This window comes from Alteromonas gracilis (genome assembly GCF_002993325.1).
Taxonomy (GTDB): domain Bacteria; phylum Pseudomonadota; class Gammaproteobacteria; order Enterobacterales; family Alteromonadaceae; genus Alteromonas; species Alteromonas gracilis.
Genome location: NZ_PVNO01000030.1, coordinates 14,178 through 29,722, shown reverse-complemented (window position 1 = coordinate 29,722; position 15,545 = coordinate 14,178). Strand labels below are relative to the sequence as shown.

At 44.8% G+C, this 15,545-nt stretch carries 12 protein-coding genes and 1 tRNA gene; 6 read left to right on the top strand and 7 right to left on the bottom strand.

The window, feature by feature from the left end:
* Positions 1-50 precede the first annotated feature (50 nt).
* Together accA and tilS are read left to right on the top strand one after the other, a co-directional pair.
* A complete protein-coding gene (gene accA, locus C6Y39_RS16180) occupies positions 51-1,007 on the top strand; it encodes an acetyl-CoA carboxylase carboxyl transferase subunit alpha (RefSeq protein ID WP_105932269.1) in 957 nt (318 codons plus the stop codon).
* Positions 1,008-1,131: 124 nt separating this feature from the next.
* A complete protein-coding gene (gene tilS / locus C6Y39_RS16175; protein ID WP_240618919.1) occupies positions 1,132-2,457 on the top strand; it encodes a tRNA lysidine(34) synthetase TilS in 1,326 nt (441 codons plus the stop codon).
* 215 nt (positions 2,458-2,672) lie between these two features.
* Here the strand turns inward: tilS and C6Y39_RS16170 are convergent, their stop codons facing one another.
* On the bottom strand, positions 2,673-3,572 hold the full coding sequence (locus C6Y39_RS16170) for a GGDEF domain-containing protein (RefSeq protein WP_105932268.1): 900 nt from the start codon (positions 3,570-3,572) through the stop codon (positions 2,673-2,675).
* A gap of 356 nt (positions 3,573-3,928) precedes the next feature.
* On the opposite strand from C6Y39_RS16170, the gene C6Y39_RS16160 reads away from it, so the two are divergent.
* Complete coding sequence (locus C6Y39_RS16160) at positions 3,929-5,896, top strand: monovalent cation:proton antiporter family protein (RefSeq protein ID WP_105932266.1); 1,968 nt, start codon at positions 3,929-3,931, stop codon at positions 5,894-5,896.
* A 48-nt stretch (positions 5,897-5,944) separates the two neighbouring features.
* Here the strand turns inward: C6Y39_RS16160 and C6Y39_RS16155 are convergent, their stop codons facing one another.
* The gene (locus tag C6Y39_RS16155; RefSeq protein WP_105932265.1) at positions 5,945-6,172 is read right to left on the bottom strand and encodes a hypothetical protein; all 228 of its coding nucleotides are present in this window, start codon (positions 6,170-6,172) and stop codon (positions 5,945-5,947) included.
* A gap of 563 nt (positions 6,173-6,735) precedes the next feature.
* Between C6Y39_RS16155 and tadA the strand changes: the two genes are divergently transcribed.
* Complete coding sequence (tadA, locus tag C6Y39_RS16150; protein WP_105932349.1) at positions 6,736-7,242, top strand: tRNA adenosine(34) deaminase TadA; 507 nt, start codon at positions 6,736-6,738, stop codon at positions 7,240-7,242.
* Positions 7,243-7,647: 405 nt separating this feature from the next.
* Here the strand turns inward: tadA and mltF are convergent, their stop codons facing one another.
* Positions 7,648-9,036: a membrane-bound lytic murein transglycosylase MltF gene (gene mltF / locus C6Y39_RS16145; protein ID WP_105932264.1), complete on the bottom strand. Its 1,389-nt coding sequence runs from the start codon at positions 9,034-9,036 to the stop codon at positions 7,648-7,650.
* A gap of 176 nt (positions 9,037-9,212) precedes the next feature.
* Between mltF and purL the strand changes: the two genes are divergently transcribed.
* Both purL and C6Y39_RS18820 read left to right on the top strand, forming a co-directional pair.
* Positions 9,213-13,100 carry a phosphoribosylformylglycinamidine synthase gene (gene purL, locus C6Y39_RS16140; RefSeq protein WP_105932263.1) on the top strand — a complete coding sequence of 1,296 codons (3,888 nt, stop codon included), beginning with the start codon at positions 9,213-9,215 and terminating at the stop codon, positions 13,098-13,100.
* A gap of 258 nt (positions 13,101-13,358) precedes the next feature.
* Positions 13,359-13,499 (top strand): hypothetical protein, encoded by a 141-nt coding sequence (locus C6Y39_RS18820; RefSeq protein ID WP_012517588.1) that lies wholly within the window; start codon positions 13,359-13,361, stop codon positions 13,497-13,499.
* A gap of 158 nt (positions 13,500-13,657) precedes the next feature.
* Here the strand turns inward: C6Y39_RS18820 and smrA are convergent, their stop codons facing one another.
* From smrA to C6Y39_RS18815, 4 genes are all read right to left on the bottom strand, one after another.
* On the bottom strand, positions 13,658-14,245 hold the full coding sequence (gene smrA, locus C6Y39_RS16135; RefSeq protein WP_105932262.1) for a DNA endonuclease SmrA: 588 nt from the start codon (positions 14,243-14,245) through the stop codon (positions 13,658-13,660).
* A gap of 143 nt (positions 14,246-14,388) precedes the next feature.
* Positions 14,389-14,514: a hypothetical protein gene (locus tag C6Y39_RS18995; protein ID WP_276309307.1), complete on the bottom strand. Its 126-nt coding sequence runs from the start codon at positions 14,512-14,514 to the stop codon at positions 14,389-14,391.
* A 127-nt stretch (positions 14,515-14,641) separates the two neighbouring features.
* Positions 14,642-14,716 (bottom strand) — tRNA-Arg (locus tag C6Y39_RS16130).
* Between the two features lie 246 nt (positions 14,717-14,962).
* On the bottom strand, positions 14,963-15,545 hold a 583-nt coding region (locus C6Y39_RS18815), incomplete at its 5' end, for a hypothetical protein (RefSeq protein ID WP_167390678.1).

Below are 15,545 nucleotides of genomic sequence, written 5' to 3'. Positions count from 1 at the left end.
TTGGACATCTCGCGTTTGTATAAACGAGCGTAGTACGAATAGGACATGAAATGAGTATACAGTTTTTGGACTTTGAACAGCCAATAGCCGAATTAGAAGCAAAAATTGAAGAGCTTAGGTTGGTAAATCAAGGTGGCGAGTTTGACGTTGGGATTGAAGAAGAGATTAACAAGCTTCGTGGAAAAAGCGCGGAGCTAACTAAGAAAATCTTCTCTGATCTTGGCGCATGGCAGGTTTCACAACTAGCACGTCACCCGATGCGTCCGTACACCCTTGATTATATTCCGCGTATTTTTACCGAATTCGACGAGCTTGCTGGAGACCGTGCGTTTGCAGATGACAAAGCTATTGTGGGCGGCCCAGCAATGTTAGACGACCAGCCGGTGATGATTATTGGTCACCAAAAAGGTCGCGACACTAACGAAAAAATTAAGCGTAACTTCGGTATGCCTAAACCTGAAGGTTATCGCAAGGCATTGCGTCTCATGAAAATGGCTGAGCGCTTTAACATGCCTATCATTACCTTCATCGACACGCCAGGGGCATACCCGGGTGTGGGCGCTGAAGAGCGTGGTCAAAGTGAAGCCATTGCGAAAAACCTGTTTGAAATGGCAGAGCTTACTGTTCCAATCGTATGTACCGTTATTGGCGAAGGTGGCTCAGGTGGTGCACTAGCAATTGGTGTGGGCGATCGCGTTAATATGCTTCAATACTCTACCTACTCGGTTATTTCGCCGGAAGGCTGTGCCTCTATTTTGTGGAAAAGTGCAGAAAAAGCCCCTTTGGCTGCTGAAGCAATGGGTGTAAGTGCGCCACAGATTAAAGAGCTTGGGTTAATTAACAGTATTGTTGAAGAGCCATTAGGTGGCGCGCACCGCGATCACAATAGTATGGCGGCTAACCTTAAAGCTGTTATTAAACAGCAGCTTAGTCAGCTAAAAGAGCTGGATAAAACCAAGTTAATGGAAGAGCGTTACGCCCGTTTAATGTCCTTCGGTTACTGCTAGGCTTTTTCGCTTCTGCGTTTAATAGCGCAGGGCTGTTTAGTAAATGATATCAAGGGGTTGTTTACCAAAGGTAACCAACCCCTTGGCTTTTTTAAGATCATAAGATTAAGAGGCATATCGGTAAGTGTCCCGCCAAATTTTCTCAGTAAGCGAACATGTCGTTAATCGTATAGAGCACCTTCTAAGCGAAGCTGACATGTCTTTGCAGACCCCTCTCGTTGTTGCTTATAGCGGCGGTGTTGATTCTTCTGTTCTGTTACAAGCCGTAATCGCGTATCGCGAACAATTTAATGCGCCTGTCCATGCGGTGCATGTACATCATGGTTTGAGTGAGAACGCCGACAACTGGGCACGTCATTGTGAATTGCAATGTCGTCTCGAAGATGTACAGTTTCACTTGTATCGTGTAGAGGTGAATACCGGTGCGCGCAAGAGTCTAGAAGCCGAGGCGCGGAAAGTAAGGTACAACGCACTACTTGAGGTTTGTGAGCAAATAGGCGGCGTATTGCTGCTAGGTCAGCACGCAGAAGATCAGCTTGAAACCGTTTTGCTGCAGTTGAAACGAGGCGCTGGTCCACAAGGTTTAGCTGGGATGGGGGAAATGCAATACCGCGGCAAAACGCTCATCATGCGCCCTATGTTGGCATTAGAGAAGGCTGATATAGTCACCTATGCAGAGGATGAAATGCTGCAGTGGGTTGAGGATGAATCTAACCAGCAAAATAGTTTTGACAGAAACTTTTTAAGAAACGAGATTATTCCACATTTATTAAATCGCTGGCCCCAGTTAACTAAAACAGTGGGGCGCAGTGCAACGCTGTGTGCAGAGCAGAGCGCGCTTGTGGTTGACTCGGCCCAGTCATTTTATGAGGATTGTAAGCGCACAGAGTTAAGGCTAGACGGTCAAAAACTCGCCTCTTTGTCACCACCTTGGCAAGCCATGGTTATACGTGCCTGGTTTAATGCGCAACGCCAACTGTCACCGTCTAAAGCACAAGCTGACCAAGTACTATCGATGTTAAACGCGAAGCATGATGCGACGCCTGAAGTTAACTTCAAGTGGGGAAAGGTGATTCGGTTTGATAAAGACCTCTATTGGGTCGCAAATACAACACATGAACCTGACGCAAATGGCACATTAAATCTCAATACTGACAATCATCTTCCTTGGCTTAACGGGTCGGTAACCGTTTTTTTAACTCAGCCAAAAGAGGACGACATGGTTAGGTTTCAAACCAATGCTCGTAACCTTCGCATTAAGCCTGAGCACGCTAGTGTATCTAAACCATTGAAGGAATGGTTCAAGGTGTGGCGTATTCCGCGATGGGAGCGAAATGGTGCGCCGGTTATTTACCTAAATAGCCAACCTATTGCGGTAATTGTTAATGGGGAATGTGTTTATTTACAACCCAGAGACCAGCGTATCCATGTGTCTTTCAAATCAGACTAAGACATTTTAGTTAACACGTTAAACGACACCAACTAAAAAAGCTGTTTTCGCTAATGGTGCTTTGAAAGGAGCGTTTAATTCAGCATTTATCGCATACCTAGCTGCTGCAATACTCAAGCTAAAGCACAGAAGCTTTGGGGTACCTCAGGCTGGTATACTGGGAAAGAGATAGAGGCGAAAGCGGCAGTATTTTGCCGCTTTATGGCTTAAAAAACCTATGCCGCTTGATAGCTATTTTTTCCTGAATTTTTGACGCGATACAACGCGTTGTCTGCGCGGTCGAAAATGCTGCTGACTGTATCACCGTCTCGGTAGATAGCTCCGCCTAAACTTGTCGATACTTCTAAGCCTGCCAAATAACTAGAGCTGTTTATGCTCGATTGAATGCGCTGTGCAGCACAGGCAAGCTGAAGCTGTGTTTGGCAATCTAGCAAGCAACAGAATTCGTCGCCGCCATAGCGGAATGCTTCATCTTCGTCTCGCAGCATTCTCGATAGGTGCGATGCCACATGCGCCAGAACTTTGTCACCTTCGCCGTGGCCGAAGTTGTCGTTAACGTACTTGAAATTGTCTAAATCTATAACTAAAAGAGCAAAGGGTTCATCGTGCCTCTGGGCCCAGCCCAGCTGTCTTGTCATAGATTGCTCAAATCCTGCTCGGTTGCCTAAACCTGTTAACGCGTCTTTTGTCGCCATCTGCTGAACTTGCGCAAGAGTTAGCGCGTGTTTAACCTGTTTTCCAAATAAATCATGGAGTTGGAAAAGCGCTTCCCGTTGCGATAACGACAATGGTGAACTAATGTAATAATACGCGTGTGCTTGTTCGCCATTGATAGCGTTGGCACCTTGCAAAGGCAAATCAATCAGCGTTGACGATATTTTCGCATTGCCATAAACCCAGCGAGAGTCAAAATCAGATAGGCTAAACCCGATGACTGGCAGCAGCATATTAAGCTGCTGGAAATACACGCCACCTAGCTCTTGAAGTTCAAGAGTGGAAAGTATCTGTGTGACAAAGCCTGATAGTTCACTAAATGTAAGTGAACTTGCAGTGCTCTCAGCAGGATAAAAGCTATTGTGTTGTGTGCTATCGTAGACCGAGGTTGAAAAATCCACAGTAGTGCCCCTATACAAAATGCGTTGATATGCAAAGAAACAAGCGTCAAAGCCCTGACGTTCCTGTGGCCTAGCTTTCAATTTTTGAAAGGTTTTATGGCGGTCACAATGGCAAAACTTGCCGAATCTGCATTTGTACTAAAGGTTTTTGCAAAACAAGTGCCAATAAAGGTAAGCGGTTTGATTTTTTATTATAAATGTGAGGATACTAATCTTACGTGGCTTTTTTGACAGCCCACAACAATACACACATATGGTTAGATTTAATATTGGGTATACGATAGTTACTCGATACTAAAACCGCAAAAATCTGTAGCGATATTGCATAGCATATTCATTAAATTTTCGGAGGTAATGTGGGAACAAGCTTTTTAAATGTTGTGATACTGATGTTTATATCGGTATGCGCTGTCGCTTTATTTAAACGTGTTCACCTCCCTCCTATTCTTGCCTACCTATTTGCTGGTATTTTGGCTGGACCGCAGATCCTTTCGGTGTTCGCACACCCAGAGGAAATGCACCTCTTGGCCGAAGTCGGCATCGTTTTTCTGCTTTTTTCCTTGGGGCTAGAATTCTCCTTACCTAAATTACTCGCCATGCGCTCTTTAGTATTTGGGGTAGGTTTAGGGCAAATGGTCTTCACTACCGCTGTCTTTACCTGCATCCCCTTATTTTTCGGTATTTCAATGAGCGCTTCAATAATCATAGGCGGTACGCTCGCCCTTAGCTCTACGGCGATTGTCATTAAACAAGCCACAGAAATGGGGATCCTAAATAACCGTCGCACGCAGCTCGCTGTCAGTATCTTACTTTTTCAAGATTTAGCGGTTGTTCCATTTTTAATTGCCATTCCCCTCCTAGCTCAAACCGGTGAAGTGAGCATTGCGCTTGCCCTCGGTGAAGCGCTACTCAAAGGCGTTTTCGTTATTGCATTTTTAATGTCTGTAGGTAAGTGGTTACTTCCTTGGGTATTTAGAGAAATAGCGAGAACCAGAACAGACGAGCTGTTTGTTCTGACCACTATTCTCATAGCATTGCTGGCAGGAGGGTTAACCTATTATTTCGGGCTATCTATGGCATTGGGCGCATTTTTGGCCGGCATGATGCTCGGAGAGAGCCAGTACAAATACCAGCTTGAAGCTGATATACGCCCTTTCAGAGACATATTGATGGGGCTGTTCTTTGTGACAGTGGGAATGCAGTTAGAGCTAACCGTACTATGGGACAGTTTGTTTGAAATTGTTTTCGGTGTATTTGCACTTATGATCACCAAAGTGGTACTCGTAAGAGTCGCTTCTTTATTGGTTAAAACAGACGCCATAGATGGATGGTCAGCAGGCGTTAAGCTATGTCAGATCGGAGAGTTTAGCTTTGTTATTGCAGCACTCGCCACTACACATGGTGTACTCACATCAGAACAATCATCTCTCATCGTGAGTATGGGCGTAATCAGTATGGCACTAACACCTTGGCTAATGAACAATAGTGTCACCATTGCTAAACGCATCGTTAATAACGACTTATCTTTTGACGATAATATTAGTCACAATGCGGGCGCTCAACTCACTAACCATGTGGTGATATGTGGTTTTGGTCGAGTAGGGCAGTCGGTGGCAAGAATGCTGAAAATGGAAGGTATTCACTTTGTCGCCATTGATATGGATCCTGTGAGAGTACACGAGAGTCGAAACGCTGGGGAGCCCGTTATTTTCGGTGACGCTAGTCAAAAAGATATTTTGCTTAATGCCAATATAGAAAGCGCCAAACTCGTATTAGTTACCTTTGATCAAGTCGATAAAGCGAAGCAAGTTATCACCCAAACACGAAGCATTACCGAGACGACGGATGTTATGGTGAGAACAAAGCGAGATTACCAACTTGATAGTTTGTATACCGCTGGCGCTAATCAAGTGGTTCCGGAACTTCAGGAAGGAAGTTTGATGCTAGTTTCTCAAGTACTGCATTATGCCGGTGTTCCCATGTCACGTATTTTAAAGCGCGTTCGAGCGGAAAGGAAAGGCCGTTACGATCACATGCACGGCTTTTATCCAGGAGAAACCACTGAAATCACTTATGGCACAGAAGATAAACTAGAATTTATTCACGCGGTTGTGCTGTCTGAACACGCATCGTGTATCGGAAAAGCAATCAAAGATATAGATTTCTCTAGAATGCGGGTGGCAATCAAAGGGTTGAGACGAGACGGCAACGAAGTAAAAGACCCCGATAAGGACGCTATCTTACAAGCTCACGACGTCCTCGTGATTTCGGGTAAACCTCGACGGGTGGAGCGGGCAGAGCGCAAACTGTTAGAAGGGAGCTAGCGCGCGGTTTAAGTTAACGCGCTGGCGGGGAGACAAGTTTGAGGTGACCTATGCGACGCGGTCTTTTTCTAAGTCCGCAAACTGCTTTTTTAAGTCGTAGCGTTCGTCGGTGACAATCTTCTCCAACACTGATACGCGCTCTTTCAAATCAGCAATTTCTTTTTTGTAAGCATCGACTTCTTTAGTGTTAAGCTTTTTTCTACTTTTGTCTTTTGCACTATCGACAATACTGACAAGTGCCCAAGCACAAATAGCTACTATTGCAATCGCGGTCATATTCACGGTGGTATCCCTCACAAATGGCTTTAAAACAGTGTAGGTGAAAATATGTTCAGTTGTCTAATTCACCTGTATATCTAGTCAATTCGATCTAACTACTTATTGAGAAAATCCTGCTAGGCTTTTGGCAATATAACGGTTATTTTTCAACATTTTTGGTAAAAAATGTAACCAGTTAATTCCTTCACTTCAGCAGTGTTATAATGAGAGTTTGCAAGTACATTGCCAAGTGACAAAAGTCATTATTTTTTAATGTGTTAGGTTTTTTACTCGGCAGGTAGAAAATAAAGATTAACAGATTTCACCAACTTAAATAGCAAATTTGACGAATGAATGACCAAAATAGTAACTCTCTGTCAGCAAGTCTCACGAAAGAACAGAAGCACGCAGAAGAGCATCAGCAAGATTCATCTGGCGAATTAAAAAGACAGAGTGAAGAAAGGGATTTAGCAATTGAGAGTGAACCGTCGAAGCATGATGGTAGTTTATCTCTGCACGATAACGCGATTCAAATTAAACGACCCTTTCAAGATGCATGCGAGACGTTCACAAGTGAAGAGATTGAGCAACATAAGCATTGGATGAAACATGCCTTAACGCTTGCCGATAAAGCGGAATTAATAGGAGAAGTGCCGGTAGGAGCCTGTGTGGTATTAAATGGCGAGCTAATTGGCGAAGGATACAATACGCCCATAACAGATAACGACCCTTCTGCTCATGCTGAGCTTCGTGCCGTGAAAGCAGCTGCCTCTCAAGTTCAAAATTATCGCCTTGTTGATGCAACCCTGTATGTCACACTGGAACCCTGCTCAATGTGCGCAGGCATGTTGGTACATGCGCGTGTTAAGCGCGTGGTGTTTGGCGCCAAAGATGCCAAAACCGGTGCAGCGGGTTCGGTCATGAATTTACTTCAACATTCAGCCCTAAATCATCAGATTGAGATAGTATCGGGGGTACTAGCTGACGAGTGCGCACATAAATTGTCAGACTTTTTCCGCAAGCGCAGAAAGGAAATAAAGGCTGCTAAAAAAGCCAAAAAACTTGAAGAGAATGGCGAGTCTGATTAGTTCAACATAGAAGTTTATAGAAGTGTAAATGTAAGAGATCTGAGGGCAGCGAGTTGAGCCGCCCATAGTACTAGCTCGGTGTGCGAGTTAGTTGAGTAAACATGTCACTGGTCACAAAGAGCTTACGACGCTGAAGTACTTTTTGATGACAACGTTTAAGCATAAGCCTACGTCTATTATTGTTTTTCAATTTTATTCCTTTTTTCATAAAACGATTTCTTTTCATTTATTCTCCTTTCTCTCATCTCTCGCTGTAGAAAGACTAACCGTCCTTCTCGCATTGAATATGTTTATCGAATATTGTCTTTTGAGAAAGTGAGTTAGCGTTGACTAACTCTTTCTTAGGGTAGTGAATAAAGATGACATCGAAATGACAGTTTTCAAGAGAGGCGATAATGAATGGCGTTAAATTTTTCCTTGTTCGTCTAGCCAGACTAAGCTGTCGTAATAGCGACGAATATTTTCAACATACTGCAACGCTTCGTCGCCTCTAGCGTAACCATAGCGGGTAGTTCGATAGTATTTCTTTTGTCTAAGCTGCGGCAATCGGCGTTTTACGTCTACCCATAGATCAGGATTTCCACCTTGTCTTTCAGTAAGTACTCGCGCATCTTCCAGATGTCCCATGCCGATATTGTACGAGGCCATAGCCATCCAGGTTCTATCGGGGTCGCTTATACGCGCGGGGATCCTATTTAGTAAGCTGGCGAAATAACGTGACCCACCGCGAATACTTTGTTCAGGATCGGTTCTATCGTCTACGTTCCAGTCGCTTGCCGTATCTAAGGTAAGCATCATTAACCCACGTACGCCCGTCCGAGAGATAGCTTCGCTGTCCCAGTGACTTTCCTGATAGCTCATAGCCGCTAAAAGTCGCCAGTCGAGCTCGCCAGCATACTTTTGAAATAACGGTTTGTACTCTGTCAGTGAGGTTTCTGCAGCGTAGTTAAATGCTCGACTGTCCACATAATCAAACTGTCGAATATGGCCGAAATATTTATCTTCCAACACCGTAAACCAACCAGACTGATGCACGGTGCCAAAATATTCAATTAATGCAGCTTTAACCGAGTCATCTTGATTCATTGGTAGAGCCCATGCCATTGGCATCTTCTCATCAAGTGTTTTCGCGACTGCTAAATTGGGATAGCGTCTACGCTGAAGTGCTAAACGATTGCTGTCGGCCACAGTATACGCGATGTCACCATTAGCCACTTGTTGTAGTAGTTCTTCTGAGTCTGAGTCTTCAGTGGTCACCAAATTGGTTTTTATGACCTCATTGCTCTCGTTCAGTTCGTCGAAAATATCTGTTAAAAGATATGCTTGGCTACTCCCTGATACTGCAACAATCGGTGCGTCCAAATCAGCGAGATCTCTAGGCCTGTTTGTTCCCGCCTGAAAAATAAGCTCTTGTTCGACGTGCTGGTAGGCGGGTCCGTAAGCGAAGCGTTTTTTCAATGAATCAGTAACCGCATCACCCGTTGCCACGATATCTAGGTTGCCTTCTTCAAGTTGCTCAAGCATGACTTCGTAACTATAAAACGGATACAAATCTAAGGTGACACCCAAGTAATCAGCGAAACCTGCCAGTAACTCGTACTCAAACCCTTGAGGGCCTTCTGCGCCATTATAAAACGTGCCTGCTCCGTAAACCGTGCCCACCCGAATAGATTCTCTTTCTAATAATGATGAGAGCGCAGTAGGCACTGATGGGACGCCACAACTCATTACTGCAATAGATAAAATAATTATTAACTGTAGCTTTAATCGCTTTTTATAGTCAGATGACTGCATAGACCTTTACTTGTTGTCATTAAACCGTCTAAGTTTAAAAAAAAGTTCACGTAAGCGCGTTATGAGGTTACTTACTGCTCATTATTACTTTATAATCCGCGCCGAAATACTCATCAATCCAAGAGGCAACGCGTCGCATTGGTGGTCGTTGTTTCTAACAAACCAGGTAAATCAATATGTTGGTCCTTCGAGGCGCTCCTGCACTATCAGAGTTTAACCAAACTAAACTGATTGCAAAGCTGGGTCAATCCGGCGTTAGGGTAAAAAACCTTTATAGCGAATATGTTCACCTAGTCGATTCCAAAGGTGACTTGTCTAAGCAGCAAATAGAAATACTCGAAAAGCTGCTCACTTACGGCCCCGCGAGGCAAGCACAAACACCTTCTGGAACTCTATTCCTTATCACTCCTCGCCCCGGCACTATCTCTCCCTGGTCTTCTAAAGCCACCGACATCGCTCATAACTGTAGTCTAAAAAATATCAACCGAATAGAACGCGGCTGTGCATTTTATATCGAGTCAGAGACGGCACTTAGCGAAGATGATTTTGCACTTGTTGCTAGCTTTCTACACGACAGAATGACTGAGTCAGTATTTACTAATACCGACGATGCAGCGGTGCTTTTTGCTCACACTGAAGCCAATACCTTCACCAGTGTTGATGTTTTAGGCGAAGGCAAAGATGCGCTGGTTAATGCAAACGTATCGTTAGGCCTGGCACTTGCCGATGATGAGATTGACTACCTATTTGAAAGCTTTACAAAGCTAGGCAGAAACCCGACTGACGTTGAACTTTACATGTTTGCGCAAGCAAACTCTGAACATTGTCGTCACAAGATTTTTAACGCTAGCTGGACCATTGACGGCGAAGATCAAGAGAAGTCGCTGTTCAAAATGATCAAGAACACCTACGAGTTATTGCCTGATCACGTGTATTCAGCCTACAAAGATAACGCAGCGGTTATGGAAGGATGGGAAGCAGGGCGCTTCTTCCCTAATCCTCAAACACATCAATACGAATACCATCATGAAAATATCGACATTTTGATGAAGGTAGAAACCCATAACCACCCAACGGCAATTTCACCTTTCCCAGGTGCTGCAACAGGCTCTGGTGGTGAAATTCGTGATGAAGGTGCCACAGGTCGTGGTTCAAAACCTAAAGCGGGTTTGGTTGGTTTCACCGTATCTAATTTACGTATACCGGGCGCTGAGCAGCCTTGGGAATTCGAATACGGCAAGCCACAGCGCATTGTTAGTGCCCTTGATATTATGCTTGAAGGCCCTCTAGGTGGCGCTGCGTTTAACAATGAATTTGGTCGTCCTGCGCTATTAGGTTATTTCCGTACGTTTGAGCAAGAAGTTAATAGTTTTAACGGCGTCGAAGTTCGTGGCTACCATAAGCCTATTATGCTGGCTGGTGGCTTAGGTAACATTCGTCGTGAACATATTGAAAAAGGTGAAATCACCGTTGGCGCTAAGCTAATTGTGCTTGGCGGCCCTGCGATGAATATTGGTCTTGGCGGCGGGGCAGCGTCGTCAATGGCGTCTGGCCAATCGAACGAAGATTTAGACTTTGCCTCTGTACAGCGAGACAACCCAGAAATGGAGCGTCGCTGTCAGGAAGTGATTGATGCATGCTGGCAGCTAGGGGACAACAATCCTATCCAGTTTATCCACGATGTGGGCGCGGGTGGCCTTTCAAACGCACTGCCTGAACTGGTTAATGATGGTGGCCGTGGCGGTAACTTTGAACTTAGAAAAGTATTGTCTGATGAGCCTGGAATGACGCCACTAGAATTGTGGTGTAACGAATCGCAAGAGCGCTATGTACTCTCTGTAGCACCAGAAAACCTGCCAGTTTTTGAAGCGATTTGTGCCCGCGAGCGCGCGCCATTTGCTGTGGTTGGTGAAGCCACGGCAGAGCAACACCTAAACCTTAACGATAGCCAGTTTGATAACAAACCCATCGATATGCCGCTGGACGTACTTTTAGGCAAGCCGCCTAAAATGCACCGTGACGTAAGTTCGTCCGAGGTAAGCTCGCCAGCACTAGACGACACAGGCATTACCTTAAGTGAAGCTGCAAACCGCATTTTATCTTTGCCAACTGTCGCTGAAAAAACTTTCCTTATTACCATTGGCGATCGCTCGGTTACCGGCCTTGTAAGTCGCGACCAAATGGTGGGCCCATGGCAGGTCCCAGTGGCAGACGTGGCGGTCACCGCAACAGCATTTGACACCTACCACGGTGAAGCGATGTCGATGGGCGAGCGTACGCCTGTTGCACTTTTGTCACACGGCGCGTCAGCACGTCTTGCTGTGGGTGAAGCGTTAACCAACATTGCCGCAGCAAACATCGGCGATATTAAGCGCATTAAACTGTCCGCAAACTGGATGGCAGCAGCTGGACACCCTGGGGAAGATGCAGGTCTTTATGAAGCTGTAAAAGCAGTGGGTGAGGAACTTTGCCCAGAGTTAGGCCTAACCATTCCAGTGGGTAAAGACTCAATGTCGATGAAAACGGCATGGAATGAAAACGGAGAAGACAAAGCGGTGACTTCTCCGCTGTCACTGGTTATTTCAGCGTTTGGCGCCGTAAAAGATATTCGCAAAACGGTGACGCCTCAGCTTAGAACAGACAAAGGCGCAAGCCGCTTGTTGCTACTAGATTTGGGTGAAGGTAAAAATCGCTTGGGCGCGAGCTGTTTGGCGCAAGTTTATACCCAGCTTGGCGATAGCCCAGCCGATGTGGTGTCCGCTAGCCGCCTTAAAGCCTTCTTTGACGCAATGCAGGCGCTTATCGAAAAAGGCTTGGTATGTGCGTACCACGACCGTTCAGATGGTGGCCTGTTTACCACTGTTGCTGAAATGGCCTTTGCGGGTAAAACAGGCGTAAGCGTTAACCTTGATAGCCTTAAAGGTAACGACATTGCTGTATTGTTCAATGAAGAACTGGGTGGCGTTATTCAAGTGCTTGAAAGCGACCAGGAAGCAGTTAACGCAGTATTGACGGAATTCGGTTTAACTGAATTGACTCACGATATCGGTACGCTTAATAGCACAGATATGATTGAGTTTAGTCGCGATGGCGTTGCTGTACTTTCAGATAGCCGCGTATCAATGCGTACAACGTGGGCGCAAACTACGTTTGAAATGCAAAAGCTTCGTGATAACCCAGAGTGTGCTGAACAAGAACACGCTGCGAAGCAAGATGCTGCCGACCCTGGTTTGCATGCAGCGCTATCTTACGATGTTAACGAAGACGTTGCCGCGCCCTATATCGCCAAAGGCGTTAAGCCCAAAGTGGCTATTTTAAGAGAGCAGGGCGTTAACTCGCATCTTGAAATGGCGGCTGCATTTACCCGTGCAGGCTTTGATGCTATTGATGTACACATGAGTGACGTGTTGGCAGGTCGCATTACCCTTGAACAGTTTGCGGGTCTTGCTGCTTGTGGTGGTTTCTCTTACGGTGATGTTCTGGGAGCAGGTGAAGGCTGGGCTAAGTCTATACTGTTTAACAGCATGGCTCGGGATCAGTTTGAAGGCTTCTTCAACCGTAACGATACTTTCAGTTTAGGTGTGTGTAATGGCTGTCAGATGCTCTCGAACCTTAAATTATTGATCCCTGGCACTGAGCATTGGCCGCACTTTGTCACTAACCAGTCGGCGCGATTTGAAGCCCGCGTTGCAATGGTTGAAGTGATGGAATCTAAGTCTGTGCTGCTTGATGGCATGGCAGGTTCGCGTATGCCTATTGCTGTGTCGCACGGTGAAGGTCAGGCTGAGTTCGCTAACGACAACGCGTTATCACTGGTGGGCGCGCAGGTGGCGATGCGTTACGTAGACAACTACGGCAAGCCAACCATGCAATACCCGGCTAACCCGAATGGTTCACCACAAGGTATTACTGGTTTAACGTCTGTAGATGGGCGCAGCACTATTATGATGCCGCACCCTGAACGTGTATTTAGAGCCGTTGCAAACTCTTGGCGTCCAGATGAATGGCAAGAGGACGGTGCGTGGATGCGAATCTTTAGAAACGCCCGTAAATTTGTTGGCTAGTTAACTGTGTGATTTTTAATAAACAGGGGGAAACCCCCTGTTTATTTTCTATAAAAATACTGTTTAATAAATGCGCATACCATAAATAGGCGTCAAACCTTTGTTAAAGTGTCAAAAATCTGGTTTTTGCTCTTGTCATCAAGTTGTCACTGATCTATTGTAGTGCACGCAGGGAATGCAATTAGGTTACAGGAGTTGAGTTAGGGTTGTACCGGTATTCTGCATTTGCGAGCTGGTTTAAATAATAAGAGACGACCAATGAATCGTTCCTCAAAAGGGTTTGGCTTAACCGGAGTGGCTGTAGCTGTAGTGCTGATGTTCGTAACTGCTGTTTTTAGCACATCTGCGAAGTCTGCCGAAGCTCCAACAACGCTAAGTGTGCTGTCTTCAGTTAAGTAGTCTGAAAGAAAAATTCTAACGCCCGTATCAAGTTGCTTGATACGGGCGTTAATCATTATGGGCTATTAAAAAGTTTTCCGTGTGTTGCTGCTTGTGAAAAAAGCCTAAAACAAAGCGGACAAATCCATTGTCGAAGCCTAAAAAACTTGTCCGTTATTTTATCCCTTTTTATTCTTTTCTCTATTGATCAATTTTTGCTGAGGATGCTTTTTCAGCAACACATAGGTTGCGCCAAACCCGCCGTGCATGGGTTGCGCCGTATGATATGCGATCACCTCATCAAGTTCTTTTAGCCAATGATTAACATAGCTCTTCTTTAATGCCGGAAAGGGTTTACTGTTTTCCCCCGTTCCATGCTTAATGAGTAGGGCACGAACCCCTTGCTCGTGACTTGATTTAATAGTGCTATAAATCAGGTCGCGGCTTTGCTCTAGCGTCTTTCCTGATAGCGTAATATTGGTCTCTAAAGGGTATTTCCCAAGACGAAGTTTTTTAAATACGCCGTCTTGAATGCCGGGCTGCTGGAAATGTATAAAATCATCAGGTGGTACAGGCTTAACGCCTTCCATGCTTAAAGGGTTAGCAAGTTTGTCGCGAACACTTAGCTGCCTTGCTGCACGTTTTTGTTTTTCGGCGAGCGCCTTTTCAGGGTCGTGTAATAAAGCCTTATCATCTGATGCAATTGGTTTTACATCTTGCATTTCTGCAAAAAACGAATCGATATCGTCGCTTTCAAATTGGCCCATTTGCCCCTCACTCTCGTTATTGCTTGGCTATTCATACGTCCTTAAAGAACTGTCGATCTACATTGTTAAATAGCGCTTTAGAAAAAATAAAGAACTGACCGACAACGGTATAAATGTGGGGATAAATTTTTAAAAATCACCTTTTAAAAAATAGCACCAGGTTCAGAGAGGGCATTGATAGCTTCCCATTCTTCTTCAGTAAAGGGCGTGTCTTCGCAAGCCTCAGCTTCGCTATTGTCACCATTGGGTGAGGGAAAATCAAAAGTCATCATGTTCTCCTGTTTAAAAGAGTATTGCTTACACAGATTGAAATTCAAGCGAAACACACGAAAATATTTGTAAAAAAAGAAGGGTGTTCAGGCACTTTGACTTGTGATTCAGCGGATTTAGCAAAGATGGCGTCCCCAGCTGGAATCGAACCAACATCTAAGCCTTAGGAGGGCCTTGTTTTATCCATTAAACTATGGGGACTGATAACTGAACATCTTATTATACGGAGTTGAAAGAAATACGAAACCCTTATATTTATCAAAGAGGTGAGGAGCTTTATGGTGCGTAACAAAGTCTACAAAACAAAAAGTCTGTATACTGTATTAAATTAACTTATGCTGAAACTGAGAATATTTTCAAAAATGTTAGAAGGGCAAAAAGAAAGACCCTGAAATTTATGTCAGGGTCTTATGTATATATTATCGATTTTGAGAAGAAACTACCTTATCAGATATCTAAAGGTGGAAGCTTATCCATCGCAGTTTTGAGTACTTCAGACTCAGTGGGAGAAGGTGCATTAATATCCCCACTGCCTTCTTTTGATATATCAGCTATTTGGTTATTTGAACCAGAAAGTAGCGTCTCGTCGCTGTCTAATTCAGATGAATCAGACTCAGCTGATGGAAGAATCAAATCTTCATACGGAAGATCAAAATCGATGACATTAGCAGTTAGCTCCGTCACAGGTTCTGTTGTTGAAATTACGTCTTCTTGTGGAAGGGTAATGGTATCTTCCGGTAATTTATCTAACGTAACAGTTTCAATCGCCGTGTTGTCTTGCTCCCTACTATCAGATGTAAGGAGGGGCGTGCTTTCATCGGGCGCTGTTGTTGAAATTACGTCTTCTTGTGGGAGGGTAATGGTATCTTCCGGTAATTTACCTAACGTAACAGTTTCAATCGCCGTGTTGTCTTGCTCCCTACTATCAGATGTAAGAGGGCTCGTGCTTTCATCGGGCGCTGTTGTCGAAATTACGTCTTCTTGTGGAAGGGTAATGGTATCTTCCGGTAATTTACCTAACGTAACAGTT